We start from the raw sequence: 25,794 nt of genomic DNA, 5'->3' as shown, positions 1-25,794 counted from the left end.
TGAAATGGATCGAATCATGGACGCCAGAAAGTTAAGCGTGACGCTATGGGTGATCAACCTGGCGTCCATCGCCGGCTGCACCGTCAGTTATGTCTACCTCTCCTATTACCTCTACAACGCAACCGGGAATGTGCTGCTCGCCGACACGGTGCTGGTCGCGCCGATGCTGGTGCCTATCCTGCTCTACGTCGCCATCAAGAAAGTCGCGGCTTCGGGCTCGCCACGGCCAATTTTTGCACTGGCCAATGCCGCCTGCCTGGCCTGCGCAACGGGGATATTCCTGCTGCTGCCAAGGTTCCCCATGATTGCCATCGCAGGGGCGTTGATCATCGGCTTCCTTGATGCGCTTCAGCGGGTAACGCGGATTGTCGCGATCAAGCGCTTTTTCTCGGGCGAAGACGTTAAATTCGCCGTACCCATGACCCTGACCGCACAGTTTATCGCGGGTGGCATGGCCGGTGTCATGCTCGCGTACTTCAAGGGCCAGACGACGCCAATGATCATTCTGAGCGCCGTCGCCGTGCTGTTTGCGATCGCCGGCGTGGTGTCGTTGATGCTGCCCGACAGCCAGGCAATCGAAGACAGAGAGTCGCCCGACGCGCCAACCCTGCTCAGGAGTAACAACCTTGCGAATCTGCTTCAAGACAATCCGCTGCTCAAACGCTATTTGATGGCGTCCATCGTGTTCGTCAGCGTCTTCCAGGGCTTTTTCAACATTTCACGCGTAACGCTTCCCGCGCACCAGTTGGGCCTGAATGATGAATACGTGGGTTACCTGCAAATCCTCAGCAGCCTGGGCGCGCTGATCGCAGCGGTGGCGTTCTACTTCTATAACAAGGCAGGCCGCACGTTCAGTGCCACCGCGGTGCGTTTTGTGAGTATCGCCAGCCTAGCGACGTTGTGTGCCGCCAGCAGCGGGCACAACGTGGCCAGCAGCTACACCGCCTACTTTGCCTATATGTTCATGTGGGAACTGATGTTCTTCAACTACGAAGCCAACGTCGTCAACGCCTGCTCAAGCGCCGACATGGCTCATGTCGCCACCTACCAGTACGCCGCATCTTACTTTGGCATCATCTCAGTCACCCTGGCGGGCGGTTTGCTCACCCAATACCTCGGACTGCTGCAAACTTCGCTGGTCCTGTCGGCCCTGTACTTGGCCTACATGCTGAAAGAGGCCTATTCATCCAACCGCCAACGCACCTCGTCCCTGGTGAAAGACTGAGCGCCGGGGGCTCTGATGCCGTCAAACCTGAGCGTAACGCTTGAATAGCCGCTAGCTTTCCAGCGTGCCGCCAGTGCCTGCAACGCCGGGAGAGCATCTCGGCGGACCTCACCTGGTTGCATCACTGGGTTTGAGCACCTGCCGGTAGTGTTCGGCCTCTTCAAGCAGCCATTGCACGAATTGCTCGCGCTTGACATCGACCTGTTCCCGGTCAGGCGCCACTATCCAGTAGGGGTAGGGGTAAGGCACCGTGCAATCGGTCAGTTGCACCAATTCTCCACGCTCAATAGCATCATGAGCGAGGCTGCGGCGCACCAGCGCCACCCCTTGGCGTAGCCGCACCGCTTCCAACACCAGGTTCGAGTCATTGCTGCATAAGCCCGAGCGCGCTACTTCAGCGCTCAGCCCCGCCGCCTCGCACCAAGGCTGCCAGGAGTCCATGGTGAAGATGATCGGGCTGGCGATGACTTGCTCCGGCGTTCGTGGCAAATCCCCATCGTTGAAGGCTGGGGAGGCGACCACGATCATGTCGTCGTGAAACATCAAGTGCTTGCTGACCCCCTCCCAGTCACCACGCCCCATACGCACGCCCACATCGACACTTTCCTGGACGAGATTGGAGATCGCCAGGCTCGCCTGCAGTCGCACGGTGATGTGCGGATAGCGAGCATGGAACCGCTGGATCCGTGGTAACAGCCAGCAGAAACCAAACGAAGGCATCACCGCCACCACGAGCTCGAACGCCTTGGGCCGGGTCTGAATCTGACGTGTGGCATCAGCGATACCGCTCAGCGCAGCACGCACCTGCATGGAGTACAGCCGACCGTCCTCGGTCACCCTCAAGCCTCGCCCCTCTCGCACGAACAGGACCAGCCCGAGCAACTCTTCCAACACCTTGAGCTGTTGGCTGACGGCTGAGTGCGTAACGTGCAGCTCGGCAGCCGCAAGGGTGACGCTGCCCAGACGGCTGACCGCTTCGAAGCTGCGCAGGCAGCTAAGGGGAGGAATCGCTGACATGTAAGCTCCACTAACGGATCTGCAAAAAATTAACTGATATTATAATGACATAACGCAATCTACTGTAAGCGCAGGTGCAGTCACCAGCATTTTCTGGCCGAGCGCGCCGTCATGAACTCCAAATGAGGACGCAACGGTGCGCATGCCACTATTTTCGCCGAGAGCCAGCGAGCCAGAATGGATACGGATTGCATTGCGATCGACCCATTTACTGTCGTTACGCTTTAACGAGGACATCCTGACCCAGTCGCTGGAAGGCACGCACTGGATCAGTTGGGAGGGTCGGGACCTGTTTATCGAGCAAGGCCAGATGCTCAGGCTGACGCCGGGCATGGCTCTGGTCAATGGCGTGGGGATCATGCAAATCGCGCTGCTACCCAAGGCTGAACACCCCATCACCAAGTTCGGCAGATGGTTGCTGACCAAGGTGGCGGCCAATCGCAGCAAGGCTTTGCAGATCAGGGTCCAATGATGGCGCTGCCCATGACTGACGCCCCCCGGGCGCTGCGCGACAGGTTGCTGTTCGCCCTCATCGTCACGGCCTCGACGTTCTTGATGGGGTCCAGTTTCGTCGCAGGCAAAGTCCTGCTTAACCAGAGCTTCGAGCCGCTGATGTTGGTGGGCTGGCGGTTCTGCCTGGCCGCCGTGGCGACCTTGCCACTGGTCAGGCTGCACAACCGTTCCTGGCGTGCGTCGCTCGCCCCTCGCCATCTGCGCCCCCGACACTTTGCATTGATCGCCGTTATCGGGCTGGTACAGACCGCCGCCGTCATGAGCCTGCTTTTTTTGGCCATGCAAACCGTATCCGCCTCAACCGCCGCGATTCTGCTGTTCAGCAACCCGGTCTGGGTGGCGCTGGGCGCGCGATTGTTCTACGCCCAAGCACTCAAGGCGATGCGCATCGCAGGGCTGGCCATCGGCGCGGGGGGCGTGGCGCTGGCCGTAGGCGCCGACCTTACCCATGCCACCACCGCCCACACTTGGCAGGGCGTGACCCTGGGCCTGGCGGCCGCGCTCTGCTGGGCCAGCGCAACGTTGATCATCAAGCATAACCCGGTGCCAATGGGCACCTGGGCAATCAGCTTCTGGCAAATGCTTATAGGTGGCCTTGCGGTCCTGGCGGGTGCAACGCTTGCCGGCGAACACTGGCCTGTCGCCACCACCACCGAGCAATGGGGATGGTTCGTCTGGCTCGCCATCCCGGCGTCCACGGGGTCGTTCGGGCTTTGGTTCGTGGCGCTCAAGCGTGCCGACGCCGCCACCACCAGCGGCTATCTATTCCTGGCTCCGTTATTCGCCGCGCTTCTTTCGTGGGAGGTACTCGATGTTCCGCTGACAGTGTGGCAAGGCTTGGGAGGGGTGTTGGTGGGGCTCTCGATTTGGCTGATCAACCGTTGAGGGTTGTACGGCGCTGAGCGGATTTTCACCCCCAAAAGGAACACGCCATGTATGCTCTGACACTCGAACCTCTCTCGGACCTGTTCCGGATTACCTCAAGCTGTGAACTGCAGGAATGCTTGGAGGAACAGGTGCGCGACATGGGTTTCAGCCGTTTTCAGCTACGGCTCAAAGCCAGCCCCAACGCCGATTTGGGCAGCGAACTGGTCATCGGCAATTATCCTGCGCAGTGGCGTGAGACTTATGACCAGGCTGGTTTTTCCAGGATCGACCCCATCGTTCGCCACTGCCTGCAAAGCGTGCTGCCGATTATCTGGGATGATCGCCTGTATGGCTCGCTGCAACAATCACAACTGCGCCATCTGGGACTGACCCACGGACTGCAGAACGGGGTCACCTTCGCCCTACATGGGCCCGGCGGGCAATTCGGCACCTTGAGCCTCAATATCGCCACGGCCGATCAAGCCGAAGCCGAGGCATTGATCAGGCGTCAGTGGGGCGCCCTGGCGCTATTGCGTGACGCCGCCCTGCACACCGCCTTAAGGGTGATGAAACCGGCGTTGCACGAGGGCCCGGTCAAGCTGACCCGCCGTGAACAGGAAGTATTGCGCTGGAGCGCGGTTGGCAAAACCAGTTGGGAGATCTCGAATATCTGCTGTTGTTCGGAAGCCAATGTTGACTTCCACTTCAAGAACATCCGCCGAAAATTCGGCGTCACCACCCGGAGTGCTGCCGTGGTCAAGGCACTGGCGATGCAGCTGATCCAGGTCTAGCGCAGCGCGCGAGCTGGGGCGGCGCTCGCCAGATGAATGTGCGCGTGGGTGACCAGGTGCGACACAACGGCAACCACGAAGGCACCACTGGCTGATTGGCGATCGCCCCAGTGAGCGTGCCCACGGCGCCCGCCAGGCTGAAACTGCGCTGGGCCGGCGCAGGCTCGCCGCCTATGTGGCACAGGCACCGGGTATCGCCCCGAATCCCGGTGCCTTGATACTTGAGCAGACTCTCGCGTCGCGTCCACAACCAGACGAAATCGCCTGGTTGGCTGGCGGCTTCCCGGCGTTCAAGCCATTGCCGCTCACTGGCGCACAGGCACCGCCGCACGGCGCTGCGCCAGAACACCGGGGCGCGCAGCACCTCAACATCCACCCCCAGGGGCGCATCGCTCACCGCCAGTACGCCGAACCGCTCGGCATAGCTGAGGCTGACAAACAGCGATGGCTGCCCGCCAACGGATACGCCGGTGGCGAGCCCCTGGTACAGGTCCACCTGTTGCGCGGTGACGCCCAAACGCTGCGCAAGAGTGGTGCGCAGCGCAATCCGGGCATTGAGGTAGCGCAAGCGCCGGCGCTCGCACAAGGTGCCTGCATGCTGATAATCGACAGCGTCAAGGGCGCAGTGCCACGCAGGGGCCGCCAGCCGATGAACCGGAAATACCACCAGCTGCGCCGCACTCACGCCAGGCTGGCCTGGCAGTTGTGGCGCACCTGCAGGCGTGCGAACAACACCGCGTAGGCTCCGGCAAGCGTCAGCACGGGCAGCAGCGTGAGCAGCGGGTGAGGCGTGCCGATATACAAGTGCACCCCGAACAACAGCCCGGCATACACCAGCATCGCCGCGCCAGCCACCCGCAGCGCCACCGCTGGACGTTGGCTGGCGCCGACCCCTCGGCTTATGCACGCCGAGAAGGCAAACGTGGCGACGAAGCTGAGCAACCACTGTGCCCCCGCCGACTGCACAATGGCCTGCCACGGCAGTTGCCGGGCACAAAACGCCACCCAGGCCGCATACCCCGTGGCCGAAACCAGCGCACTGACCAGGCGCACCGTCCTGGGGCTAGCCCATGATTTTCTTGAGCCCATTGGCCAATCCTCTTTTCGTCCTCATACCCCACGCCGACACCTGGAAATGGGTCGCCAACTCGGGCACCTGCTGGGCTGGCACACTGTGCGCCACCGTAGGGCCGAACACATACAACCACTGCGGCAACTGCCGGTTCAAGGCACTGAGCAACTGCCCGATGTCGAAGTACATGACCCGCACGGTCTCCCCGCTGTAGGGATGTTTCTTGGAAATCGGCAGGCACTGCGCGCCCAGCCGGGTGTAGATCGGCACCAGAATCTCGATGGCATCGAGCACGATGTAGCGGCTGCGCGCATGCAGGGTGATGCGTCCCAGTTCACGCAGCAGCGCCAGCATCACCCGGTGCCCGGCGTAGGCGGGAAGGATCGCCACCCGCGACATCTCCACGAACCCGGCATTCCACAACCATTCGGGCAGCGGTGTGGCCGCCTGGATTTCACAGCGCTCACGCACCCCGCCATTGATCACCACTCGCCCCGCGCCCACGCATTTCTCGCCCAGGCGTGCGCTGACCTGAATACTGAAGGGGTCCCATTCATCCCACAGACTGCGAGGGTCCAGCACATCGCCCAGGCGGCCATAGTGCCGGTTTGCTGCCAATCGGCACGCAAGCACCTGTTCCAACGCCGCGTGGCCTTCGACGATGGCAACGTTGATCAGTCGATCCACCGCCGCGCTTTTGCGAATTCGCGGCGGTAAATCCTCGAAGCTGAAATCGGGGCGCAGGCACAACAACGCCAGCGCCACCGCGGTACTGGAACGGGCATCCAGCACACGGAAATGGCAAAGGTAGCGGCCTTGATCTTCGTAACACCCCATCACCTGGACCTTGACCGGCGCCGGCGCACTCCAGCGTTCGCTCAATCGCAACTCAAGGTCCATGCCCGGCAGCACCATCATCGGCCACCCGGTGACCTGCAATACACCGTTGAATGGGTTCAGGTAGTGCACCTGCACCTGCAGTTGGCGATTGAACAGCAACGGGCTGCGGGCCGTCGCCGTGATCGACGACCCGAACCGGTCGCGCTCGGCCAGGCACATTGGGCGCTGGCCCAGCCACTCCAGGGCCAGGCTACCTGCCGCAGGGTCCAGCCAGTGGCCCTGCAAACGCACCGGCACCGCCGGACGATGCAGCCCTCCCTCAAAGCACAGGGCCACGTTCACCCTTTGTCCCTGCTGGCCGAGCGCAACGCCCGGCGCCAGCTGCAGCAGGCATCGGGCCGTGCCCTGCAGCGTCAACACGCCCGAGACGGCGCGCCCCTCCAGGTGGCCACGGACGGCGAAACGGTGACATTGCCCCAGCGCCACGCCTTGCAGCGCGGGCGTCACGGCGGCGTCAAGCTCAGCGCCGGATGGCAAAGAAGCAGTTTGGGCAGACATGTATTGTCCTCATGAAAGGGCACGACGCAGGCCCCAAGGGACCTGCGCCGCGCCAGGCTCACTGATTCAGCGTGTGGGCGAACGCCTGCAAGAGCTGATGCCCATGGTCCCAGAACCCCAGCTGGGACTGGCCATTGATATGCCCCAGCTCCCCGAGGCTCACCACGGCGCACCCCAGGCTGCGCGCACTGTTTTGCACGTATGCAAGGTCACCGTAGGGGTCATTGGTACTGGTGATGACCTGCATCCTGAGGCGACAGGCCAGCTGGTCGGCCGCCCGGAAGCCGGTGGCCGACTGTGGGAAATTAACGCTGGCCGGGTCAGGCACCGCCACCATGAACGCCCCCAGCACCTTGTCCGAGCTGTGTCGAGCCGCCCACTCCAGTAACAGCAGGCAGCCCAGGCTATGGGCAACCACCACCACCGGACGCTGCAGGCACGCGATCAGCGCCTGCAACTCGGTCACCCATTGCTCGCACGCCGGACTGTCCCAGTCCTGGTGTTCCAGCCACAACGAGTTCGGGTGCTCGGCCTGCCAGTGACGTTGCCAGTGCGCATCGCCGGAGTTACCCACTCCGGCGAGAAACAACCAGTCGAACGGCAACTCAGACTTCATATTCGACACCTACCCCATCGAAACGCAGGCGGTCCTGCACCAGCACTTTCTGGCCCTGCTTGTCGTAGCCGTCCAACAGCCCGGCCTCCATCAGGCGGATGACGAACTGTGAAGAGTTGACCTCCCCGACTTCGTTCAGGCGCACCATCAGTTCCTTGTAACCAAAACCTTGGGCCTTCAAGTCCTTGATCAACGCCACTATGGGCTCACTGACCGTGTACTTGGTCATGTCCTTGCCAGCGCCGTTGGACAGAATCTGCTTGAGGCTCAACGTGAAGGTCTGCGGCTCGATTTTGAAATAATCGGCCGTGGTCACCTGATCGCCCAGCCAGTCAAAGCGCACGATGCGATTGAGCTGCTTGGTGAGGTCGGAAATCCAGCGCACCCGGGCCGGGTTGAGCTCAGCATCCATGAACTCGTCGGTCAACTCATCGCGCTGGTGGCGTCCAATGGCGATCATGGTGGAGGCACGATCCTTGAAATCGCCAATTTGCGGGCGGTTCTGTTTTTCACCACTGACCAACTGCTCGAACCATTCCTTGCGCTTGAGGCGCTCGTCGGCGGACTCGCTGATGCGGCGCTTGGTCCAGAACTCCGACTCCGGCTCAGTGAACGATGCAAAGGTGTAGAACGAGGCCAGGAACTCGTGATACTGGTTGTAGGTTTCGCTGTAGCTACGGTTATACCAGGTGTGCACTTGCTCGCTCTGCTCGGGGTTGCGCATCAGGTAGTCGATGCTGCTGGCCGCGCTGACCGCCGACTGGGAAGCCAGGTGCACGCCTTGGGAGAACAGCGGGTCGGTGAAGCAGGCGGAATCGCCGCACAAGAAGAAGCGGTTGCTGGAGAAGCACTTTGTCTCGTAGGACCAGTCCCGCACCAACTTGACCTCTTCACAGCGTTGCACGCCGTTGAGGATAGACAGCGCCCTCTCGCTCTTGGCCAGCGTCTTGTCGTAGAACGCATCCAGGCCCATGGCCTTGATGTCGGCCAGCTTACTCTGGTCGACGATGGTGCCCACGCTGTAGATGCCATCCTTGAGCGGGATCATCCAGATCCAGCCATCTTCGAACGTGATCGAGAAGGTTGTGCCATTGAGGTCGTTCTTGAATGGGTCAGGCGTCTTGAAGTAGGACCACAGCGCCACGCTCTTGTAGAACTCGTCGTACTCGCGCAGCTCAAGCTTGCGCACCAGCGGGCTGTTGCTGCCGGACGCATCGATCAGGTAGTCGGCGCTGAACTCGCTGGTTTCGCCCTTGTGCCGCACGGTTACGCCGACCTTGTCTGCCTGCTCGACCTGCACGTCGATCACCGCGGCTTCTTCAAACACCCGCACCCCGCGCTCGCGGCAGGTGTCGAGCAGCATCTGGTCGAAGTCCGAGCGCAACACCTGGATGGCGTGGTCGAATACCCAATCCTCGGTTTTCGGAGTGCTGAACGAGAACGTCCAGGGCGCCTCGGTCTTGCCCCACAGGAAGGTGGCCGAAGGCTTGAGCACATAGCCGGCCTGCTCTATCTTGTCGCTCAAACCCAGGCGATGCAGGATCGACAGCGTGCCGGGGAGGAAAGATTCGCCCACGCGGTAGCGAGGAAACTTCTCTTTTTCGAACACTGTCACCTGGTGACCCAGTTTCTGCAAGGTCAGTGCAGCGATGCTTCCCGCCGGGCCACCGCCCATGATAATGACGTTTGCGGACTTGCTCATACGTTTACTACTCCTTTAGACCAATTGGATTATTTTTTGACGGGCAGTGGAACTACAATGGGATCGCGCCGGGATCAGCTCACTCAGGGTGCAACCGGCCTGGACGGTGACGTCGTCCTGGATCACTGTCTGGGGGGTGACCACGGTCCCCAGCCCAAGGAAGCAACGGCTACCCACTGAAATGCTGTTACCGGCGTTGAAGTGCGGCGACAGGAAATTGTTGTCGCCCAGCTGCGAGTGGTGCCCCACGCAGCAGTGGTAATTGATCATGTTCCAGGAGCCGAGGCGGACGTTGACGCCCAGATAAGTGTCGGCAGCGATCACGTTGCCTCGCGCCCCCGAGAGGTCCAGCCGATGACGGACCGAGGGGTGGACAAAATTCGGCGCCTGCAGGTGGCCATCACTGAAATAGCGGTCGATCAACGCCTGGCGCATGGCGATGTCCGCCACGCCCAGCACGTACCGGTGCCGGCTATCCAAGCCCTGCTCGGGCCAAGGCTGGGCCTGCGCGGCGGCGCACGGCGCTTCGCCTTCAACGTTCAGGTGGCGCAGCGTCGCCCCCGGCTCAATCTCCTGCAGGTAGGTGGCCAGCTCCAGGGCAAAGCGGCCCGCCCCCAGAATCACAATGTCGCTCATGAAGTCACCGCGCGGGTTTTCTTGAAACGGTTGGAGAAACCAATCTCGTCGACCTTGTTGACCTTGATCGGCAATTTGTAGGTTTCCAGATGACCGCCCAGGTGCTCCAGCACATGAAGCTTGAGCGCGCGTTTGCAGTCGAAGGACTTGGCCATCACGTCTATGTGCACCGCTTGTCCGGTAATGGCGTTGGGCACGCCATACACAACGCAGTCATCGATCAGCGGGCTGCGCAGCATCACATCTTCGATTTCAGTGGGCAGTACCTTCAGTCCGCCGACGTTGATCAGCTCCTTCTGCCGACCTTGAATGCGCAGGTACCCTTGTTCGTTCTGCTCCACCAGGTCGCCGGTGCGGAACCAGCCATCGGCGGTGACATTGTCGGTCGCCTGGTTCAGGTAACCGACAAACTGGCTTTTGGTCCGCAGCTGCAGCTCACCGTCGACGATGCGGAACTCGGTGTTCTTGTCGGCCAGCTTGAAGAAAGTGCTGGCCGAAGACTCACTGACCGTGGCGCTGATCCCGGTTTCGCTGGTGCCGAACGTCTGCAGCAGACGGGCCTTGGGAAACGCCTGTTGTACCCGCTTGAGCAGGCTTTGCTGCATGCTTTCAGTGCCGTAGGTGATCAGTCGCACCGAAGACAGGTCGTGCTGCTCGTGGTGGCGCCCCATCAGGATCAGGTTGAGGAACGTGGGGCTGGCGGGGATGACCTTGACCTTGTGGCGCTCGATCAAGGCGCAAATGGCGTCCGGCGCCCGGTCCGTCGGCAACACGGCGCAGCCGCCCACCGTCAGGGTGTTGAGCAGTGAATTGAGGCCGCCGATATGGTCGAAGAGCAAGAACATCAACAAGGTGACCGGCTTTTTGCGCTCCTTGCCCAGCTTGCTGTCGATCAGCTCGTCCAGATCATGCAGGATTGCCTTGGGCGCGCCGGTACTGCCGCTGCTGAGTAACACCAGGCCGGCATGGCCCGCTTCGGCCAGGCGGCGATAGTAGGCCGGCGCCTGACCGTCGCCGGGCGCTGGCAACGAATGGTGGCTCAGCTCATCGCCGCTCACCTGGATCCGGTGCTGGCAATGGGCAGCGCCCTGCAGCGTGGCCACCGCACGGTCACTGAGGTCGACCAAGGGCGCGACCACGTTGCGGTCCAAGTAAAGGGCCAGCAGCGTCGCCACGGCGCCCACGCTGTAGTCACCGTTGAGAATGACCGCCTCACCCGGCTTGATGCCTTGGCTGCGCAGCCACTGTCGGCTGTTCGCTATGCGCAAGCAAAGCTGTTGGTAACTGCAGGACTGCTCCCCGTGCAACAAGGCCAAGCGCGGACCGGGCTCGGCCAGCGCAGCCAGCAGTGCCTCGCGGCTCATTGCACACCGCCCAGGCTCAAGGTCTCACCGGTAACGAATGCCGATTGGCTGGAGACGAGAAACTCCAGGGGCCCGATCAGATCGGTCAATACGCAGGGACGGGCAATGGTCTGGCGCTCAATCATGTTTTGTCTGATCTCTGAGGGAAGTGTGCGGGTCAGGGAACTGCGATACAGCGGCAACACGAGGTTGTTGACGCGAATGCCGAAACCGGCCAATTCCTTGCTCAAGGTGCGGGTCAGCTGTTCCACGGCCGCCTTGCTGGCCGCATACACCGCTTGCCCGGGAATGGCCCAGTGGGTCGCGACCGTGGAGATATTGACGATGGCAGCGGGGTTGGCATTTTTCTGCATCAACTTGACGGCTTCACGGGTGACGTTCATCAACCCAAACACATTGCTGCCAAACACCCCTTGGATGGTTTCCGGTGGGGTCAGCTGGAACGGCGCCATGTTGGCCTCCCCTGCGTTATTGATCAGCACGTCCAATTGGCCATGGACCAGGCGAATATGCTTGAGCATGTGCCGCACGGCGCCGGCATCATTTAGATCCAGACTGAAGTGGCGATAGCGTTCATGTTCGATGGTGCCCTCGCCACGGCTGCAGCCAATAACCACATGGCCTGCCGCCAGAAAATGCAACGCCACGTCCTTGCCCACGCCTTTACGTGTCCCGGTCAGTAAGATAATCATGTCAGTGCAACTTATATCCAATTAAAAGCGGCAGGCTGTATAGCGGCTTCACCGCCGTGTGCGGCAGGCTTCCCGAGGCGGGCTTTATCAATGACGGCACTTCGCGCTTAATCCGCCTTGTCAGGCTGAGCGGCCAACCGGCAAGTTCTGCGGCATTGCTCACCAAACATTGAACGCGCAACCGCATGCATAACGTAAGTCGCCAGCTGTCCAGACTCCGTGCGCACAACGCCGGATTGCCGATATACAAAATACGGCCAATCGGTTCAAACCAACGCCGGGTCATACGTTTGACCATCAAGTAGCATGACTCGCCGGTCAATTCATCGACCACCACCAAGTGTTCACACTCCACCTGTCGATGATCATGGAAGATCACGCTATCCTGCTCATTCAACCAGCCCGCCACGCGATGGGCATCGGCTTCCAATCGATAACGTCGACGCCAGTTCAGTGGATTCGGCAAGGGGTATATCAATAACAGTTCGGTTTCCAGATCAACAAAGCCAAACTTCTTGCTAATATCATAAACATCGGGCGTCGGCGTATAGTTGAGCAACGTCACCTTCCGCATCGACAAGGCTGGCAGTAACAACTTCAGGCTTTCCTTGCGGTAAGCTTCCTGAACGAACCAACTGTGCAATTCGCAGAAGCGCTGCTGTGGATCATTCGCTGGCTGACGAGTGAACAGCAGGCCCAGGAAGCCCACAACGGTATCGCCATCGAGCATCACATAGCCGCAGTAGTCCTCACCGCCGCACCAAGGGTCGGCAAACATCCGCTTACGCACGTTGACACCGATCCAGTTGGAGTTGAGCGTCGACTCACGCAACAACTTGCACACCGGGTACATGTCGCTGCTCACCGCTTTGCGCACGGTCACGTTCACGTTAGCTACCCCCTCATGTCCACGCTCACGCCGATGCCAACAACGGCGCCTGCGTCTCGGCCAAGATAAAATCAATCAAGCAAGTGACACTGCTGAAAGGACTCACGGCCTGCGACACGGCCTTTTCCGATGTCAGTGATATTTCAATACCCAACTCATCATCCAAGCCTTCTTCAACGGCGGCCAAAAAGCTCACCAATTGCATGGAGTCGAAGACACCGGCGGTGCCGTACAGCGCCAGGTTCTGACTGTCCTGCAGATCGATCTTCTCTTTGCGCGTGGCATTAACTTCAACCAGTGCTTGATGAATAAGTGTGAAAATCTGCTCTCTCATAATCGGCCTACTCCTGGATGAATGGGTAGCGCCTACCGCGTTTGTAGACGACAACAACGGCAGGGCGGACAAAATCTAGCAGCTTCGCCACGGCAAAAATAACTATCAGATCTGATAGTTTTTCAAACTTCGGCATTCAGCTAGGATCCGCGCCTGCTTGCCCGCACACTGGGGTCAACATCAGTGCGCCGGTACACTCCCACACACCACATGGGTACGCACATGCTTTTCCTGCACATCGTTTTCATCATCTTCACGGCCAAGACCGCAGGGGCGGTATTGAAAAAGTTCGGACAACCGGAAGTGGTCGGGGAAATGATCGCGGGTTTTTTATTAGGCCCCCTGGTACTGGGCTACTTTTACCCCGGGCTGCAGCATGCCCTCTTTCAGGGCGACACCACGGCTCAGCTAAAAGTGCTGAGTGACTTGGGCATTCTGCTGTTCATGTTTGTAGTGGGAGCCGAGTTCCGTCTGCCGGAACGTCGCCAGGCCGGCGCCCACGGCAACGTGCTGTTGGTGGCCGCCTGCAGCATCGCCCTGCCGTTTGCCTTGGGCATCGCGATCGCGCCATTGCTTTACGATGCATTCGCCCCCGCAGGCGCGCCTCGGCTCGGGTTCGAGCTGTTTATTGCCACCGTGTTTTCGGTCACGGCCTTTCCAGTACTGGCGCGCATTCTCAAGGAGCGGCAGATGCTGGAAAGCGCAACCGGGGCGATGGCCTTGATGGCCGCGGCGCTGAGCGACGTATGCGCCTGGGTCTTGCTGGCCGTTACCGCCATGACCCTGCAACTGGATAGTCAATGGCAGGTGCTGACCTTACGCCTGGGCGGCCTGCTGGTGCTGTGCGTTTTTTCGTTCTGGGTTTTGCGCCCGTTGCTGCGCAAGTGGATAGCCAACCTTGAACCCACGAGGCGTGTCACTTTGCTTCCGGCATTGCTATGCGGCGCGATGATCTACGGCAGCATCACCGAGTGGTTGCAGGTACATGCGGTATTCGGCGCCTTTCTATTCGGTGCTTGCCTGCCTCGCGATCAGCGCTTGCTGGACATGTTGGTCGAGCGCGTGGAGCACATGGCGGTCATCGTACTGATGCCAAGCTTCTTCGCGCTGGCCGGGCTCAACACTACCGCCACGGCTTTCGCCGGGGTCGGTCTTGGCCTGCTGGGCCTGGTACTGGCCGTGGCGATCATCGGCAAGCTGCTGGGCGGCGCCATGGGCGCCCGGGTAGCCGGTTACCCGATGCAGGAAGCCATCAAGGTTGGGATATTGATGAATGCGCGCGGGCTGATGGAACTGGTGGTCCTGAAGGTCGGCCTGGACCTGGGCGTGATCGGCAAAGATCTCTTCACGCTGTTCGTGATCATGACGGTGGTCACCACCGTCATGACCGGACCGCTGCTCAACATGCTGGGCAAGCTGCGCCCGGCCCCGCAACCCCTTGGTTCGCGATGAGCCAACCGCACTCCCCTTTTTCCCAAGGCACCAGGTCCAGCATGCTCAAACGTATCGGCCTCACATTCTCAGCCTTGCTGGTGGTCATCGCCGCCAGCCTGTTCATCTATGTGTACGGCAAGCTTCCACACCGTAGCGGCGAGCAGACCCTGCCTGGCCTGCAGGCGCCGGTGACGGTGCGCTTCGATGAACGCGGCGTGCCCCACATCAACGCCAACAACCAGGCGGACCTGTACCGCGCGTTGGGCTACACCCAGGCCCAGGATCGCTTGTTCCAGATGGAAATGCTGCGCCGCCTGGCGCGCGGGGAGCTGGCCCAGGTGCTGGGCAGCAAGCTGGTGCCCACCGACCGCCTGTTTCGCACGTTGCGCATCCGCGAGCAGGCGGACTGGCAGGTCGCCCACGCCGACCAGGCCACCCCCGAATGGCAAGCCCTGCAGGCGTACCTGGACGGTATCAACGCCTTCCAGGCAGAGCACCCGCGCCCGCTGGAATTTGACCTGTTGGGTATCCCCAAACGGCCCTTCACCCCTGCCGATGTCTACAGCGTGGTGGGCTACATGGCCTACAGTTTTGCGGCGGCCTTTCGTACCGAACCGCTGCTGTCCTACATCAAGGACAGCTTGGGCGAATCGTATCTGAATGTCTTCGACCGCAGTTGGCACCCACAGGGCGCGCTGGCCAGCGGGGCACTGACGGGCGCCGACTGGAAGGGACTGGGGGCGCTGGCCCAACTGAGCGCGCAAGCGACTGCGCTCACCGGCCTGCCCCAGATGGAAGGCAGCAACGCCTGGGTGGTATCCGGACAGCGAACCCAGAGCGGCAAGCCGTTGTTGGCTGGCGATCCGCATATTCGCTTCTCGGTGCCATCAGTGTGGTACGAAGCGCATCTATCGGCGCCTGGCTTTGAACTGTATGGCGATTACGAGAGCCTGGTGCCGTTCGCGCTGCTGGGGCACAATCACTCGTTCGCCTGGACCCTGACCATGTTCCAGAACGACGACATCGACCTGATCGCTGAAACGAGCAACCCCGATAATCCCAATCAGGTCTGGTATCAGGGACACTGGGTCGATCTGGAGCAAGAACAGCAGCGTATCGATGTCCGCGATGCCGATCCCGTCTATCTCCAGCTCAAACGTTCGCCCCATGGCCCGATCATCAATGAAGCACTGGGCGACAACGCCGGCACCCGGCCTATCGCATTGTGGTGGACGTACCTGGACGGGGCCAACCCCTTGGTGCAGGCATTCTATGCGCTTAACCGAGCAGACACCCTGGCGAAGGCCCGGAGCGCGGCGTCGCTTATCAGGGCGCCGGGGCTGAACGTGGTGTACGCCAATGCACAAGGCGACATCGCCTGGTGGGCAGCCGCCGCGCTGCCCATACGCCCGCCAGGCGTGGTCGCGGACTTCATCCTGGACGGCAGCACCGCCCAGGCAGACAAGTTGGGCTACTACCCGTTCAGTGAAAATCCGCACGAGGAGAACCCCGCCCGCGGCTACATCGTTTCGGCCAACGCCCAGCCCGCCTCGCCCGTCGGGCGGCCGATAGCGGGCTACTACAACCTGCCGGACCGCGGTCAGCGTCTGAACCAGCGGTTAAGCCAGGACGGGCGATGGAACGTGAAAAAGAGCCAGGACCTGCAACTGGACACCCAGACCGGTTACGCGCAGCGCGTGCTCGAACCCTTGCTACCGATCCTGCGCACAGCGATTGACGACCCGCAACAGCGCCAGTTGCTCGATCAGTTGGCCGCCTGGCACGGTGACTACCCCACGGACTCGATAAGCGCCACGGTTTTCAACGAGTTTCTCTATGACCTGGCCTTCACCGCCTTTCACGATAGACTGGGCGATAGCATGTTCCAGAACCTACTGGCCACCAGGCTGCTCGACGCGGCGTTGCCGCGTCTGGCCGCCGATGCCGGGTCACCCTGGTGGACCGCCGTTTCGACAACCAGCAAACAAACCCGCGAGGATACCGTGGTACATGCCTGGACCGCCGCGATCAGCCGCCTGCGATCGACCCTGGGCGCGGACCCGGCCCAGTGGCGATGGGGGAAGGCGCATCTGCTGACTCATATGCATCCTCTGGGCAGCCAAAAACTACTTGCACCGCTGCTGAACGTAGGCCCCTTCGACGTGCCTGGCAGCCATGAAGTGCCTAATAATTTTTCCGCCCCACTGGGGCCGGCCCCGTGGGCGGTCAACTACGGCCCCTCGACCCGTCGGGTGATCGACATGGCAGACCCGGAAAAGGCCATTGGCATTCTGCCCGTTGGCCAGAGCGGCGTCCCCTTCGACCCACACTATCAGGATCAAGCCCGTGACTTCGTTCAGGGCATCTATCACCCACTGCATCTTTCGCAGAGCGATATCAACCGGAACTTGCGCACTGTGTTAAGGCTTGAGCCGTGAGCCATCGACATCTTCCCTACCCGAATCCCGCCAGGCCGCGCCCGGACCACTGCCGCTTGGCAGGCGCACCGCTTGAGGCCCGGCCAATCAAGCCGCCACTCTTCCGAAAACCACGAACACATGCGTAAACACGGATATACGCAACGCAATAAATAAACGAGGCAACATGAGCATTTCGCCCTGCGCCGTATTCAAATGCCTTGGCGACGAGACCCGGCCGCGCATCATGCTGCAGGTGCCTGGCCGAGTGGGTGAAATGCAATTGCTTCGCTGCGGCCGCAAGGCTGCCCAATCTGGCCACAACCTCGAAATTGCGCAGGCAGCTGGTAAGGGGAATGCTTAACATGTTTAGCTGCGCTTACCGTTATGGACGTTAATAACCGATGTTTTAACGATTCAGGCGAGGTTAATGTTAGTGTTCTTGAATACACAGCCATCACGCAAGGAGAGCCCTCAATGAAGCTGTACGGAATGCTTGATTCGCCCTATGTGCGTCGGGTCGCCATTTCTCTGGACCTGCTTGGGGTCCCTTTCGAGCATGAGCCTCTATCCGTGTTCAGTTCGTTTGACGCGTTTGCCCAGGTCAATCCGGTAGTCAAGGCACCCACGCTGACGCTGGATGACGACACGGTACTAATGGATTCCACACTGATCATTGATTATTTCGAAACGCTGAGTGCCCCAGCTGCCCGGCTGTTGCCGGCCCAAGCGCAGGCTCGCTCCGTGGCGTTACGCACCGTAGGCCTGGGGTTGGCAGCTTGCGAAAAAGCAGTGCAAGTTGTTTATGAGCACAACCTGCGGCCATCCCAGAAACTGCATCAACCGTGGGTCGATCGCATCACCCAGCAACTACTGGCCGCTTGTCATGAATTGGAAAATCAAGTCGCCAAAGCAGAGCCGACCCTGGCCAGCGAACCCGATCAAGCAGCAGTCACCACGGCTGTGACGTGGTCATTCATTCAGTTGATGGTGCCTGATGTCGTCAAGTCAGGTGACTTTCCGGTTCTGCATACCTTCACCGATGAGCTGGAGCGTACTGTGCTGTTCCAGCGCTACCCCATCGTGTGAAGTGGCGTGGCGGGAATCATCCCATCCAGCTTCCCGCCCGTTGCTGCATGTTGACTTCATAGGCCTCGTTGCCATGTACACCTTGGCTGACAAGCAGGCTAATTATCCACCTACGCCGTGGAGCCATCTCGTAGTCGGTGATCGCCAGGTTATTCACCATACGCCAGAGAAACAGCGGCGCTCGTAGTGTAAGCAAGGAGCGACTGCCTGCTTTCTCCAGTACCCGCTGCGGTCGGAAGCATTGCCTTTGCGCGCTTGAATGCCATAGCCTTTCGTTCTCCAACACCCACCATCGACGAGACAGTGATGAACGAACCACATGGACGTATCGAGCTTTCCGGGCTGAAATGCCGACCTGTTGGCCCAGAGGACGCCGATATGATCGCCATGCACCGGCAAACGATGTTTCTTGAAGCTGGCGGTGAGCCTGATGCACTACGCGTCATGACTGAACACTTCCGCCCATGGCTGCAAGACCGGCTGGATGACGGCAGGTACTACGGTTTCGTGCTCTGCGATGCTGATCAGGCCGTAGCGAGCATTGGCCTGATGACCATCGACTGGCCGCCCCATCCATCGCACCCCACAATGGACCGGCGTGGGTACGTGCTCAATGTATTCGTCGAACCCGCCTACCGCCGCCGCGGCTTGGCTTCAGCCTTGATGCAAATCGCCGAGGCCGAGTTTGCTGGACGAGGCATCACCTTCGCTGTGCTACATGCCACTGCGGTTGGCAAGCCTGTGTATGAGCAAATAGGCTGGATGGGCACCTCGGAGATGGCCAAAGCCTTCGGTTGATAAGGACCGCTGTCGGCCAAAAGCTCCCGTCCCCCCCCCGACGCCTATGGCTCAGCCACGCGCTGTAGCCGCTGCCGACAGGCTGCGCTGGCTGGTGGATACGCTGGAAATTTCCAGTGTGGTTGAAGGCCAGCGCAGCCTGCGGCAGCGGCTACAGTGCTGGGGCTGGCCGTCCCCAATGGTTCGAAGGCGGTCGGCGACGACCGTCCGCTGTTGGTTGGCTGATAGCTGACGCTCAGCGGGAGCCATCGAATAAGGATGCTGTTTTGACCTCACTAAGGGTGGCGTGGTATCCCATTTGGTAATTCAGCATCAAGAACTCGATCAAGCGTTTGGTTGGCACCCGGTCTGCCGATTGGAGCGAGGGGTTGGGTCGGTCGCGGGCCTTTGAACATCGGATTGGCACCGTTGCATTCACTGGGCCAACCGGTGTTGGCAATGACCAAGGGCGTGCGGGTGACCGTCCCATTAAACGTCTCAAGCTTATTCATTTCCGCAACGCAGTTGCCTGCGCTTGCTTCAAACGTGAGTTCGTATTGAGCGTTCTTTTGCGGGGTGAAGTTAAACGCCGCTCCACATACTGTGAGACTGCCTTGGGTGTTGAGGTGTATGTAAAGAGGCTGTTGAGGCTTGAGGCTAATCTCAAGGTAAGGAGAGCTGTCTGCTTCCTTGGGCGCGAGCATGCCAACGCGTCTAGAAGTGTTGGCCAAAAAAGGATTGTTGAGTATGCCAGTGGTTTGCCCCAGACAATGCTGTGCGTCAAAGATGCCTAACGTCGCGCTGCTCAAATTGCTGGAAAAGCGAAGCTTTGCCGCGTCGGGTTCAGTGGCATCAGGGTAGCTGCCGTGGATATTGCAGCCGGCCAGGAGAACGGTCAGAAGCGTGGCCAAACTCATTGAAACTGCTTGAAGAGGACGGGGCATGGTTTGCATTGGCCTTTGTGTGCGGTGAGTGCCGGGATTTAGGGGTCAAGTTCTTTGCTCGACCTAGCGCATCGGCCGCAGAACCCCGAGCTTGAGCGGTCTTGTCCCTTTCCATACTCAGATGTTTCTACGAATAACGCGGTCTGAAATCGGATTCGATCCTGGCAATTGAGCGTTCTGCCGGGTTGTTTGAGGGATATATTCACAGCCAAAAAGGAGCGACGTCTGATCCGGTTGGCTCGTTGAAGATCTGTCAGGTTGTTGGCCGACATTGGTGACCGACCGCTGTCGACCCATAGCGGACAGTTACCGTATGCCAGCCACTTCCAGGTGGGTAAAATGCCCACTCTAGCCTGATGAGAAGGAATTCATGGATTTGTATGTGGTACGGCACGGAGAAACTTGGGCGAATGCCGAACAACGTTACCTGGGTTCGCTCGCCCCCTCGCTTACAGAACGAGGACGTCAGCAAGCTAAAGCGCTGGCTGCGAATATGCCCGCTGAGCTGGACGCACTTGTCGTGTCCCCCCGTTTACGGGCAACGGAAACCGCCAGCATTCTGAACGAGAGGCTTGTTCTCCCGGTGCAGATAACGGACTGCTTTCAGGAGCGTCATGTGGGGGTTTTCGAGGGGTTGACTCAGGCAGACGCAAAAGAGCGATATCCTCAGCTTTGGTCGCGAAATATAACGCGCCAATGGGCACTTGCCCCAGACGGCGGGGAGTCGATTGTTGACGTTGTGGAACGGGTCAGAGGCGGGTTGATAGAGCTGGAGTCGAGATATTCATCGAAGCGTATTCTTCTCGTTGCGCATGGCTTCGTTGCAAAGACAATCCGCGCGCTGGCCAGGAGCGACTCTTCAGACTTCTACACTTGGCAGCTCTCCAACGGCAGCATGCTCGCTTTGGAAAATCTCGAACTCCCGACAGTCAACCTGGAGACATTACAGGCCTCGCTCCCACCTGGATGATGACGGTGGCAGCTTGGGGCCTCGGCTCTTGGGTGGCAAAAGTTAACAGCCACCGCTCGCATACGACTGCCCAGCGGAAGGCTTATCATGGATGGCCCTTTACGCTGCAAATGGAAACTGCAATGGTCCCCAACAAGGCTTGTGCGGTCTTGCTCTCGTCTTCACTGCCGGCGAAACTTCTGTTATTTCGGCACCCGTTGGCAGGGACGCAACTGGTGAAAGGCACTATCGAGAAAGGAGAGTCCCCTGCCCAGGCTGCTTTGCGTGAGCTGGCAGAGGAGTCTGGTATCCATGACGCTCTGGTTGAGACAGATCTGGGATGTTGGAAAGCTGACCATCGAGATCAGGTATGGTCGTTTCACCTTTGCCGCTCAAGGCGAGCACTGCCCGAGCACTGGACTCATCACACACTGGACGACCACGGCCACGTGTTTGAGTTTTTCTGGGCTTCGCTCGAACACCTCCCTTACACTGAATGCCATCCGGTGTTCCAGCGAGCACTGGAGTTCTTGCGCAAAAGGCTTGAAGAGTCCCGGCGCAGAGTTAGCGAGTGCCGCCAAGCGGGTCGTTGACTGTCCGCTCTGGTAGCGGCCGGTCACTACAGGCCACTCTCGGCCAGAAGCAGCCCTTTCACCGTTGCGATACAGCCCAGCCGTATGCCGTCGCCGCTGCCGCGAAGCCGCGCTGGCCTTGGGTCACGCTTAGCCACCTCTAGCAGCGCACCCCACGACAGCGGTTACAGGATCGGCCCCGTGAAATTAAATACTTCGGAAGATAAACATTTGACCTGCGCTCGTTAGCCACAGACCATTACTCCCCGCCACAAAGAACCGATGTTCATCACGACAGGATGTCCCATGCAGCGAATCGTTATTCTCGGTAACTCAGGGAGCGGTAAATCTACCCTGGCCCGGTTGCTCGGCAAGCGCCTAAGGCTACCGGTGGTTCATTTGGACAGGCTGTTCTGGGAGCCCGGGTGGGTAGAGCCCGACGCCGAACAGTTCCGTTCCCGAGTTCGCAGCGCGGTGGCGACAGATCGCTGGGTATGCGAAGGAAACTACGCTCGTCGTACCTTCGATCTACGCCTTGCTCGTACCGACTTGATCATATGGCTCGATACCTCGCGCCTCACTTGTTTCCTGCGGGTAGCGGTCCGCAGCGCGCTGAACCGCCCTCGCCTCGACCTTCCTGATGGGTGTACCGAGAAGCTCGACCGGGAGTTCCTGGCCTTTCTGCGCTACGTTTGGAACTTCGACCACGACTCACGCCCAGGTATAGAGCGCATGCGATTGTCAGCGGGGCCACAGGTGCCTGTAGTGCGGCTGAAAAACCGCCGGGAGATAACTGCGTTTCTCGACAGTGTTCCAATCTCGTCTGGTGTTTGCTTGGAATGAGGCCGGTTGCTGAAAGCTGCGCCGGCCATTGGCTACCTTTACATGAATGCGCGCGCGGCTGCCTTCACTTTATCTTGATCTCGCCCCTGAGTGGTGCAGGTTGAAGCCAACCCATAGGCACACACCGAAAACCAAGGCGCTGCGCAATGTTCTGCCTGCTTCAGCGAACTGAGAGGTGAACGTGAGTTGGATCGTCACCCCAATCGTTGCCACCAACAAACTTGAAAACAACACCTTGTAAACGAACAGGAAACGGGCGAAGGCAGAGCGGTGGGTGTCATCCATAACGAGGTCTCCATGATTGCAAAGCAGGCAAAGATGATGGCAGATCAAAGGGGTGATTTGAGCCTCCCTCTTCTCCGTCCTTACGAGAAGGTTCCACGTTAAATGGGCTGGAGTGCTTTTCTGGGTTGGTTAACGAGCAAGATCCGTAAGCGGGTTTGACGGACAGCGACTGTAGCGTCTGACCTGTGCCCCCCATATTTAAGTCCGCGTTTGTAAAAGGAGAAACCACCTATGCACGAGCGCAAGGCAGCACGATTGCTCGTTATTAGTCCGTCTCGAAAAGTGCTCCTCTTCAAGTTTACCCATACCCAGGATGCGTTGGCGGGCACTAGCCATTGGGCAACGCCTGGGGGTGGCCTGGAGCAAGGAGAGACATTCCACGCTGCGGCAATGCGCGAGTTGCGTGAGGAAACCGGCCTGCAAGCTTCAGTGACGGGGGAGGCAGCGGCGTACCGACGCGTTTCGCTGCTTCTACCCAGTGGAGAGACGGTGCTGGCTGTGGAGCAATATTTCGTTGTGCATGCCGTGGACGAGACCCTATCCCGCTCGGGTTGGTCCCCTCATGAGCGCCAGGTCATGGCGGACCATTATTGGTGGTCCATCGAAGAATTGAGGTCCACTGAGGAGAGGGTATTTCCGGAAGGGCTCATCGACATGCTCGTCTGCGCGGGTATCTGACGAGGCTGGCTTGCCGGCCAGGAGCGACTACATCCGCACGTTGAACTGCATCAGCGTGACGTCAGGCACGTGACGCCTCCCTGCGTTGAGCTGCCATTCGATCGCGCTTCAAGCGCCAGGGAGTGGGCCGGCTCTCGACGCAATGGCGCAGCGATCTGGATAGCCTCGTTAATGACGTTGCGGACAAGTTAGGTGGCTGCATGGACTGTGGATGCTTATCCCTGGCTGCTAGCCCGCTTCGAAAAGAATGCTGATCTGGTACTAGTCGATCGCATTCGGCCAACGGCAGTCTCTCCGCCAATTGAGTCCGGGGCGGTTACACTGGTTTTTTTGAGCGCATGGAGAAACAAATGCCAGAGGCATACCAAGGAAGCTGCCTGTGCGCAGCGGTCGGTTATGAGTTGCTGGTCCCTCCCAAAGCAGTAAGCCATTGTCATTGCAGCCAGTGCCGCAAGGCTCACGGAGCAGCGTTTGCATCCTATGGCAGCGTTACGCGTAGCGCGCTGCGAATTCTTCGCGGCGCCAACAACCTCAAGACCTATGCATCCTCAAAGACGGTGTTGCGCGAGTTCTGTGCCGAGTGCGGTTCGACCCTGTTCTGGTCACGTTGTGAGGGTGAATTTTCCGACTGGATTTCGGTAGCGCTAGGCACGCTTGATACGCCATTGCTGCCCCACAAACAAAAGCACGTCCACGTCGATTCCGCAGCCCTCTGGTACCAGCCGCCTGGCTGTTGCTCAAAATCGGACTGACCGCTTTGGGTCGAAAACGGACAGTGGTGACCGACTTCAATCGACCCATAGCGGTCATTGATGACCGCCCCTTCCCCGCACCGTTCCGGGCTGCATCATTCGGGCCGCCTTGAAGCGCTTTCAACCACTATGAGTACTGCTTCCCGAACCAGCTCAACGCATTCGGAATGCTATTGAACAGTATGACCGAGAAGGCGAGGAGACTCTTCCTATATGGAGTCAAGTGGGAATTGGCAATGATGCTTGCCTGGCGGCCGCCGTTCGATGGGCAGGACGCAGACAATAGTGGCTCGGGCGGCATGTTCCCAGCGGTTTCTAGCATCAGTCGTGCGGCCAGCCGTACAGTCGCTTCTACACCATCTGATCAACCGAGAATGATGAGAAATAAAACGACAGCTTCCCATCTTCGAGATCGCTAAATTGATAGCGCGCCCTATCAAACCCAGAGTTAAGCTTAATAACGCTCATATGCATAAGCTGAGTTAACCCTCCACCAAAATCACGGGACGTAAACTGGCCAACATCTATGAACCTGATTTTCACGGCATCAGCGCTTGGATTTTCAGAGCCTGAAATCGATAAAAATAAATCGTAAGCCATGCCACTAGCATCCAACTGAATACTTATTGCATGCAAGCAGTTGTGAGCAACAAGCAACTCATTCAAATTTGCAATATCAGTCATTATTGATCCTAGTTTCTTTCCTATTGGCGCCGAATGGGCCGCGAGATATGGAAAATAATAATTCAGCGACTCCGTAGGTTCAATAGCTGCCGGTGACTACTTGCAGCTTTCAACCAAAGACTAACATCGGCGATAGGCGATATGGCTGTGACGCACGATTCGAGAGTGACTCGGTTTCATCCAGCAGCTTTTTCTCATGCGGATTGAAGGACAGCTTGTTTCCTGAGTATTACTCGTCAACCTTTCTGCTAACGCTACTGCTTCGTCATGGTGTCGTTCAAGGGCTGCTCTGGGTCGGTAGCCGCCTCTCGCCAGAGGCAGCAATCGGCCAGAAGCTGCCTGTCAGGCTCGCGCCGATGCAACTGAGCGTCGAATGTGCTTTGCCCCCTCCAAAATCAGGAGGCTCACCGCGAACCAAATCGGAATGTAAGTGAGCCAGTCGCCGGGGGCAATTCGCTCGCCAATGAGCAGTGCTACGACCACCATCAGCATGGGCTCCACATAACCGAGCAAGCCGAAGAGGCTGAACGGGAGCAGGCGACTGGCTGTGGTATAGGCCATGAACGCTGCTGCACTAATTAGTGCCAGAAGCGGCACCAGAGCATAGAGGCTAGGGGCCTGGTCAAAACATGACGCAGTTGTCTGAGAGCCCAGTGCGAACCAGCTTGCGACAGGAATAATGAAAAGCATATCGAACCATAGCCCTCCCAAATTGGCAGTATTTAGCGTTCGACGAAGCACGAAATAGGCTGGGAATCCAAGGGCAACTAGCAGGGTTTCCCATGCTAAACCTCCCACCTGGAACACCTCATGGGTGACACCCAGCAAAGCCGCAACCCCAGCAGTTATCTGCAACCAGCTCAGTCGCTCCCGATAGAAGAGAGTACCTACCAAGAGCATTACGAGCGGAAGCAGAAAGTAACCTAGCGAAACCTGCAAACCTCTGCCGTTTATGGGAGCCCACATGAATAGCCACTGTTGAACACCAAGCAGCGCGCTGCTTGCGAGCAGCCCGATTATTAAAGAGGGCTGCTGAATTAGCCGGTTAAAAATGTCGCTGACGGGATTCCACTCGCGACCTAGCAGAAGAAACAACGTCACACACGGAAGCGTTAGCAGCAGGCGCCATCCGAAAATTTGCTCGCCATCAAGTGGTTTGAGCAATGTTGCGTAATAGTAAAGTCCGGCGAACGCGGAGGACGATGCAACGGACAGAGCGACACCTTTGAACACAAAGGCCTCCGGAGGAAATAA

The 25,794-nt window shown here is 59.2% G+C and carries 29 protein-coding genes; 14 read left to right on the top strand and 15 right to left on the bottom strand.

Translation table 11 applies throughout. The features are described from left to right. Positions 1-16: 16 nt before the first annotated feature. Positions 17-1,225 carry an MFS transporter gene (locus ACZ9GA_RS09100; protein WP_457362996.1) on the top strand — a complete coding sequence of 403 codons (1,209 nt, stop codon included), beginning with the start codon at positions 17-19 and terminating at the stop codon, positions 1,223-1,225. A 108-nt stretch (positions 1,226-1,333) separates the two neighbouring features. Here the strand turns inward: ACZ9GA_RS09100 and ACZ9GA_RS09095 are convergent, their stop codons facing one another. Beyond that, positions 1,334-2,242, bottom strand: coding sequence for a LysR substrate-binding domain-containing protein (locus ACZ9GA_RS09095; protein ID WP_457362997.1), 909 nt, complete (start codon positions 2,240-2,242; stop codon positions 1,334-1,336). Between the two features lie 136 nt (positions 2,243-2,378). Between ACZ9GA_RS09095 and ACZ9GA_RS09090 the strand changes: the two genes are divergently transcribed. The 3 genes from ACZ9GA_RS09090 to ACZ9GA_RS09080 are packed head-to-tail and all read left to right on the top strand — an operon-like array spanning position 2,379 to position 4,413. Further along, complete coding sequence (locus ACZ9GA_RS09090) at positions 2,379-2,714, top strand: hypothetical protein (RefSeq protein WP_457362998.1); 336 nt, start codon at positions 2,379-2,381, stop codon at positions 2,712-2,714. A gap of 11 nt (positions 2,715-2,725) precedes the next feature. Then, on the top strand, positions 2,726-3,640 hold the full coding sequence (locus ACZ9GA_RS09085; protein WP_457362999.1) for a DMT family transporter: 915 nt from the start codon (positions 2,726-2,728) through the stop codon (positions 3,638-3,640). A gap of 47 nt (positions 3,641-3,687) precedes the next feature. Then, positions 3,688-4,413 carry a LuxR family transcriptional regulator gene (locus ACZ9GA_RS09080; RefSeq protein WP_457363000.1) on the top strand — a complete coding sequence of 242 codons (726 nt, stop codon included), beginning with the start codon at positions 3,688-3,690 and terminating at the stop codon, positions 4,411-4,413. Here the strand turns inward: ACZ9GA_RS09080 and ACZ9GA_RS09075 are convergent. Genes ACZ9GA_RS09075 through ACZ9GA_RS09030 form a run of 10 tightly spaced genes read right to left on the bottom strand, consistent with a single transcriptional unit; the run spans position 4,379 to position 13,116 of the window. After that, positions 4,379-5,098, bottom strand: coding sequence for a 4'-phosphopantetheinyl transferase family protein (locus ACZ9GA_RS09075; protein WP_457363001.1), 720 nt, complete (start codon positions 5,096-5,098; stop codon positions 4,379-4,381). The two genes, ACZ9GA_RS09080 and ACZ9GA_RS09075, sit on opposite strands and share 35 nt — an antisense overlap. Beyond that, the gene (locus ACZ9GA_RS09070) at positions 5,095-5,502 is read right to left on the bottom strand and encodes a hypothetical protein (protein ID WP_457363002.1); all 408 of its coding nucleotides are present in this window, start codon (positions 5,500-5,502) and stop codon (positions 5,095-5,097) included. Before ACZ9GA_RS09070 ends, ACZ9GA_RS09075 begins: the two co-directional genes overlap by 4 nt. After that, a complete protein-coding gene (locus tag ACZ9GA_RS09065) occupies positions 5,477-6,883 on the bottom strand; it encodes a GNAT family N-acetyltransferase (protein WP_457363003.1) in 1,407 nt (468 codons plus the stop codon). Before ACZ9GA_RS09065 ends, ACZ9GA_RS09070 begins: the two co-directional genes overlap by 26 nt. Positions 6,884-6,941: 58 nt before the next feature. Next, positions 6,942-7,499, bottom strand: coding sequence for an RBBP9/YdeN family alpha/beta hydrolase (locus ACZ9GA_RS09060; RefSeq protein ID WP_457363004.1), 558 nt, complete (start codon positions 7,497-7,499; stop codon positions 6,942-6,944). Then, the gene (gene cmlS / locus ACZ9GA_RS09055; RefSeq protein ID WP_027978281.1) at positions 7,489-9,201 is read right to left on the bottom strand and encodes a chloramphenicol-biosynthetic FADH2-dependent halogenase CmlS; all 1,713 of its coding nucleotides are present in this window, start codon (positions 9,199-9,201) and stop codon (positions 7,489-7,491) included. The genes ACZ9GA_RS09060 and cmlS overlap by 11 nt, the downstream gene beginning before the upstream one ends. Before the next feature lie 15 nt (positions 9,202-9,216). After that, a complete protein-coding gene (locus tag ACZ9GA_RS09050; RefSeq protein ID WP_457363005.1) occupies positions 9,217-9,837 on the bottom strand; it encodes an LbetaH domain-containing protein in 621 nt (206 codons plus the stop codon). Then, entirely contained in the window at positions 9,834-11,201 is a 1,368-nt protein-coding gene (locus ACZ9GA_RS09045; protein ID WP_457363006.1) for an ANL family adenylate-forming protein, read from the bottom strand. The genes ACZ9GA_RS09050 and ACZ9GA_RS09045 overlap by 4 nt, the downstream gene beginning before the upstream one ends. Further along, positions 11,198-11,893 (bottom strand): SDR family NAD(P)-dependent oxidoreductase, encoded by a 696-nt coding sequence (locus ACZ9GA_RS09040; RefSeq protein WP_457363007.1) that lies wholly within the window; start codon positions 11,891-11,893, stop codon positions 11,198-11,200. Before ACZ9GA_RS09040 ends, ACZ9GA_RS09045 begins: the two co-directional genes overlap by 4 nt. Position 11,894: 1 nt before the next feature. Further along, positions 11,895-12,782 carry a hypothetical protein gene (locus ACZ9GA_RS09035; protein WP_027978285.1) on the bottom strand — a complete coding sequence of 296 codons (888 nt, stop codon included), beginning with the start codon at positions 12,780-12,782 and terminating at the stop codon, positions 11,895-11,897. Positions 12,783-12,807: 25 nt separating this feature from the next. After that, the gene (locus ACZ9GA_RS09030) at positions 12,808-13,116 is read right to left on the bottom strand and encodes a hypothetical protein (protein ID WP_457363008.1); all 309 of its coding nucleotides are present in this window, start codon (positions 13,114-13,116) and stop codon (positions 12,808-12,810) included. A 222-nt stretch (positions 13,117-13,338) separates the two neighbouring features. Here ACZ9GA_RS09030 and ACZ9GA_RS09025 point away from each other — a divergent pair, with 222 nt between their 5' ends. The 5 genes from ACZ9GA_RS09025 to ACZ9GA_RS09005 all read left to right on the top strand — a co-directional run bounded on the left by ACZ9GA_RS09025 (position 13,339) and on the right by ACZ9GA_RS09005 (position 18,854). Continuing rightward, entirely contained in the window at positions 13,339-14,568 is a 1,230-nt protein-coding gene (locus ACZ9GA_RS09025; RefSeq protein ID WP_457363009.1) for a cation:proton antiporter domain-containing protein, read from the top strand. Between the two features lie 41 nt (positions 14,569-14,609). Continuing rightward, positions 14,610-16,988 carry a penicillin acylase family protein gene (locus ACZ9GA_RS09020; RefSeq protein ID WP_457363010.1) on the top strand — a complete coding sequence of 793 codons (2,379 nt, stop codon included), beginning with the start codon at positions 14,610-14,612 and terminating at the stop codon, positions 16,986-16,988. Between the two features lie 166 nt (positions 16,989-17,154). Continuing rightward, positions 17,155-17,331 carry a hypothetical protein gene (locus ACZ9GA_RS09015; RefSeq protein WP_457363011.1) on the top strand — a complete coding sequence of 59 codons (177 nt, stop codon included), beginning with the start codon at positions 17,155-17,157 and terminating at the stop codon, positions 17,329-17,331. A 113-nt stretch (positions 17,332-17,444) separates the two neighbouring features. Further along, the gene (locus ACZ9GA_RS09010) at positions 17,445-18,056 is read left to right on the top strand and encodes a glutathione S-transferase family protein (protein ID WP_457363012.1); all 612 of its coding nucleotides are present in this window, start codon (positions 17,445-17,447) and stop codon (positions 18,054-18,056) included. Between the two features lie 306 nt (positions 18,057-18,362). Beyond that, the gene (locus ACZ9GA_RS09005; protein WP_457363013.1) at positions 18,363-18,854 is read left to right on the top strand and encodes a GNAT family N-acetyltransferase; all 492 of its coding nucleotides are present in this window, start codon (positions 18,363-18,365) and stop codon (positions 18,852-18,854) included. 275 nt (positions 18,855-19,129) lie between these two features. Here the strand turns inward: ACZ9GA_RS09005 and ACZ9GA_RS09000 are convergent, their stop codons facing one another. Further along, a complete protein-coding gene (locus ACZ9GA_RS09000; RefSeq protein ID WP_457363014.1) occupies positions 19,130-19,750 on the bottom strand; it encodes a hypothetical protein in 621 nt (206 codons plus the stop codon). Between the two features lie 397 nt (positions 19,751-20,147). Between ACZ9GA_RS09000 and ACZ9GA_RS08995 the strand changes: the two genes are divergently transcribed. The 3 genes from ACZ9GA_RS08995 (at position 20,148) to ACZ9GA_RS08985 (ending at position 22,141) form a co-directional block, all read left to right on the top strand. Next, a complete protein-coding gene (locus tag ACZ9GA_RS08995; protein ID WP_457363015.1) occupies positions 20,148-20,747 on the top strand; it encodes a histidine phosphatase family protein in 600 nt (199 codons plus the stop codon). A gap of 122 nt (positions 20,748-20,869) precedes the next feature. Beyond that, positions 20,870-21,319, top strand: a complete 450-nt coding sequence (locus ACZ9GA_RS08990; protein WP_457363016.1) for an NUDIX hydrolase — start codon at positions 20,870-20,872, stop codon at positions 21,317-21,319. Positions 21,320-21,604: 285 nt separating this feature from the next. After that, a complete protein-coding gene (locus ACZ9GA_RS08985) occupies positions 21,605-22,141 on the top strand; it encodes a P-loop NTPase family protein (protein WP_457363017.1) in 537 nt (178 codons plus the stop codon). A 69-nt stretch (positions 22,142-22,210) separates the two neighbouring features. Here ACZ9GA_RS08985 and ACZ9GA_RS08980 read toward each other — a convergent pair whose 3' ends face one another. Next, positions 22,211-22,426: a hypothetical protein gene (locus ACZ9GA_RS08980; protein WP_457363018.1), complete on the bottom strand. Its 216-nt coding sequence runs from the start codon at positions 22,424-22,426 to the stop codon at positions 22,211-22,213. A 231-nt stretch (positions 22,427-22,657) separates the two neighbouring features. On the opposite strand from ACZ9GA_RS08980, the gene ACZ9GA_RS08975 reads away from it, so the two are divergent. After that, complete coding sequence (locus ACZ9GA_RS08975; RefSeq protein ID WP_457363019.1) at positions 22,658-23,104, top strand: NUDIX hydrolase; 447 nt, start codon at positions 22,658-22,660, stop codon at positions 23,102-23,104. A 350-nt stretch (positions 23,105-23,454) separates the two neighbouring features. Continuing rightward, positions 23,455-23,856 carry a GFA family protein gene (locus ACZ9GA_RS08970; protein WP_457363020.1) on the top strand — a complete coding sequence of 134 codons (402 nt, stop codon included), beginning with the start codon at positions 23,455-23,457 and terminating at the stop codon, positions 23,854-23,856. Between the two features lie 351 nt (positions 23,857-24,207). Here ACZ9GA_RS08970 and ACZ9GA_RS08965 read toward each other — a convergent pair whose 3' ends face one another. Continuing rightward, positions 24,208-24,540, bottom strand: a complete 333-nt coding sequence (locus ACZ9GA_RS08965) for a hypothetical protein (RefSeq protein ID WP_457363021.1) — start codon at positions 24,538-24,540, stop codon at positions 24,208-24,210. Positions 24,541-24,882: 342 nt separating this feature from the next. Further along, positions 24,883-25,773, bottom strand: a complete 891-nt coding sequence (gene rarD / locus ACZ9GA_RS08960; RefSeq protein ID WP_457363022.1) for an EamA family transporter RarD — start codon at positions 25,771-25,773, stop codon at positions 24,883-24,885. Between the last annotated feature and the right edge of the window lie 21 nt (positions 25,774-25,794).

Source organism: Pseudomonas sp. TE3644, from assembly GCF_056278815.1.
Note: the sequence above shows the minus strand (reverse complement) of the source record. Positions and strands in the feature narration are given on the sequence as shown.

What these genes read in the sequence shown, in the direction of transcription:
- ACZ9GA_RS09100 (WP_457362996.1), top strand. Translation starts at nt 17, where the DNA reads ATGGACGCCAGAAAGTTAAGCGTGACGCTATGGGTGATCAACCTGGCG.
- ACZ9GA_RS09095 (WP_457362997.1), bottom strand. Translation starts at nt 2,242, where the DNA reads ATGTCAGCGATTCCTCCCCTTAGCTGCCTGCGCAGCTTCGAAGCGGTC.
- ACZ9GA_RS09085 (WP_457362999.1), top strand. Translation starts at nt 2,726, where the DNA reads ATGACTGACGCCCCCCGGGCGCTGCGCGACAGGTTGCTGTTCGCCCTC.
- ACZ9GA_RS09080 (WP_457363000.1), top strand. Translation starts at nt 3,688, where the DNA reads ATGTATGCTCTGACACTCGAACCTCTCTCGGACCTGTTCCGGATTACC.
- ACZ9GA_RS09070 (WP_457363002.1), bottom strand. Translation starts at nt 5,502, where the DNA reads ATGGGCTCAAGAAAATCATGGGCTAGCCCCAGGACGGTGCGCCTGGTC.
- ACZ9GA_RS09065 (WP_457363003.1), bottom strand. Translation starts at nt 6,883, where the DNA reads ATGTCTGCCCAAACTGCTTCTTTGCCATCCGGCGCTGAGCTTGACGCC.
- ACZ9GA_RS09060 (WP_457363004.1), bottom strand. Translation starts at nt 7,499, where the DNA reads ATGAAGTCTGAGTTGCCGTTCGACTGGTTGTTTCTCGCCGGAGTGGGT.
- cmlS (WP_027978281.1), bottom strand. Translation starts at nt 9,201, where the DNA reads ATGAGCAAGTCCGCAAACGTCATTATCATGGGCGGTGGCCCGGCGGGA.
- ACZ9GA_RS09050 (WP_457363005.1), bottom strand. Translation starts at nt 9,837, where the DNA reads ATGAGCGACATTGTGATTCTGGGGGCGGGCCGCTTTGCCCTGGAGCTG.
- ACZ9GA_RS09045 (WP_457363006.1), bottom strand. Translation starts at nt 11,201, where the DNA reads ATGAGCCGCGAGGCACTGCTGGCTGCGCTGGCCGAGCCCGGTCCGCGC.
- ACZ9GA_RS09040 (WP_457363007.1), bottom strand. Translation starts at nt 11,893, where the DNA reads ATGATTATCTTACTGACCGGGACACGTAAAGGCGTGGGCAAGGACGTG.
- ACZ9GA_RS09030 (WP_457363008.1), bottom strand. Translation starts at nt 13,116, where the DNA reads ATGAGAGAGCAGATTTTCACACTTATTCATCAAGCACTGGTTGAAGTT.
- ACZ9GA_RS09025 (WP_457363009.1), top strand. Translation starts at nt 13,339, where the DNA reads ATGCTTTTCCTGCACATCGTTTTCATCATCTTCACGGCCAAGACCGCA.
- ACZ9GA_RS09020 (WP_457363010.1), top strand. Translation starts at nt 14,610, where the DNA reads ATGCTCAAACGTATCGGCCTCACATTCTCAGCCTTGCTGGTGGTCATC.
- ACZ9GA_RS09015 (WP_457363011.1), top strand. Translation starts at nt 17,155, where the DNA reads ATGAGCATTTCGCCCTGCGCCGTATTCAAATGCCTTGGCGACGAGACC.
- ACZ9GA_RS09010 (WP_457363012.1), top strand. Translation starts at nt 17,445, where the DNA reads ATGAAGCTGTACGGAATGCTTGATTCGCCCTATGTGCGTCGGGTCGCC.
- ACZ9GA_RS09005 (WP_457363013.1), top strand. Translation starts at nt 18,363, where the DNA reads ATGAACGAACCACATGGACGTATCGAGCTTTCCGGGCTGAAATGCCGA.
- ACZ9GA_RS09000 (WP_457363014.1), bottom strand. Translation starts at nt 19,750, where the DNA reads ATGAGTTTGGCCACGCTTCTGACCGTTCTCCTGGCCGGCTGCAATATC.
- ACZ9GA_RS08995 (WP_457363015.1), top strand. Translation starts at nt 20,148, where the DNA reads ATGGATTTGTATGTGGTACGGCACGGAGAAACTTGGGCGAATGCCGAA.
- ACZ9GA_RS08990 (WP_457363016.1), top strand. Translation starts at nt 20,870, where the DNA reads ATGGTCCCCAACAAGGCTTGTGCGGTCTTGCTCTCGTCTTCACTGCCG.
- ACZ9GA_RS08985 (WP_457363017.1), top strand. Translation starts at nt 21,605, where the DNA reads ATGCAGCGAATCGTTATTCTCGGTAACTCAGGGAGCGGTAAATCTACC.
- ACZ9GA_RS08980 (WP_457363018.1), bottom strand. Translation starts at nt 22,426, where the DNA reads ATGGATGACACCCACCGCTCTGCCTTCGCCCGTTTCCTGTTCGTTTAC.
- ACZ9GA_RS08975 (WP_457363019.1), top strand. Translation starts at nt 22,658, where the DNA reads ATGCACGAGCGCAAGGCAGCACGATTGCTCGTTATTAGTCCGTCTCGA.
- ACZ9GA_RS08970 (WP_457363020.1), top strand. Translation starts at nt 23,455, where the DNA reads ATGCCAGAGGCATACCAAGGAAGCTGCCTGTGCGCAGCGGTCGGTTAT.
- ACZ9GA_RS08965 (WP_457363021.1), bottom strand. Translation starts at nt 24,540, where the DNA reads ATGACTGATATTGCAAATTTGAATGAGTTGCTTGTTGCTCACAACTGC.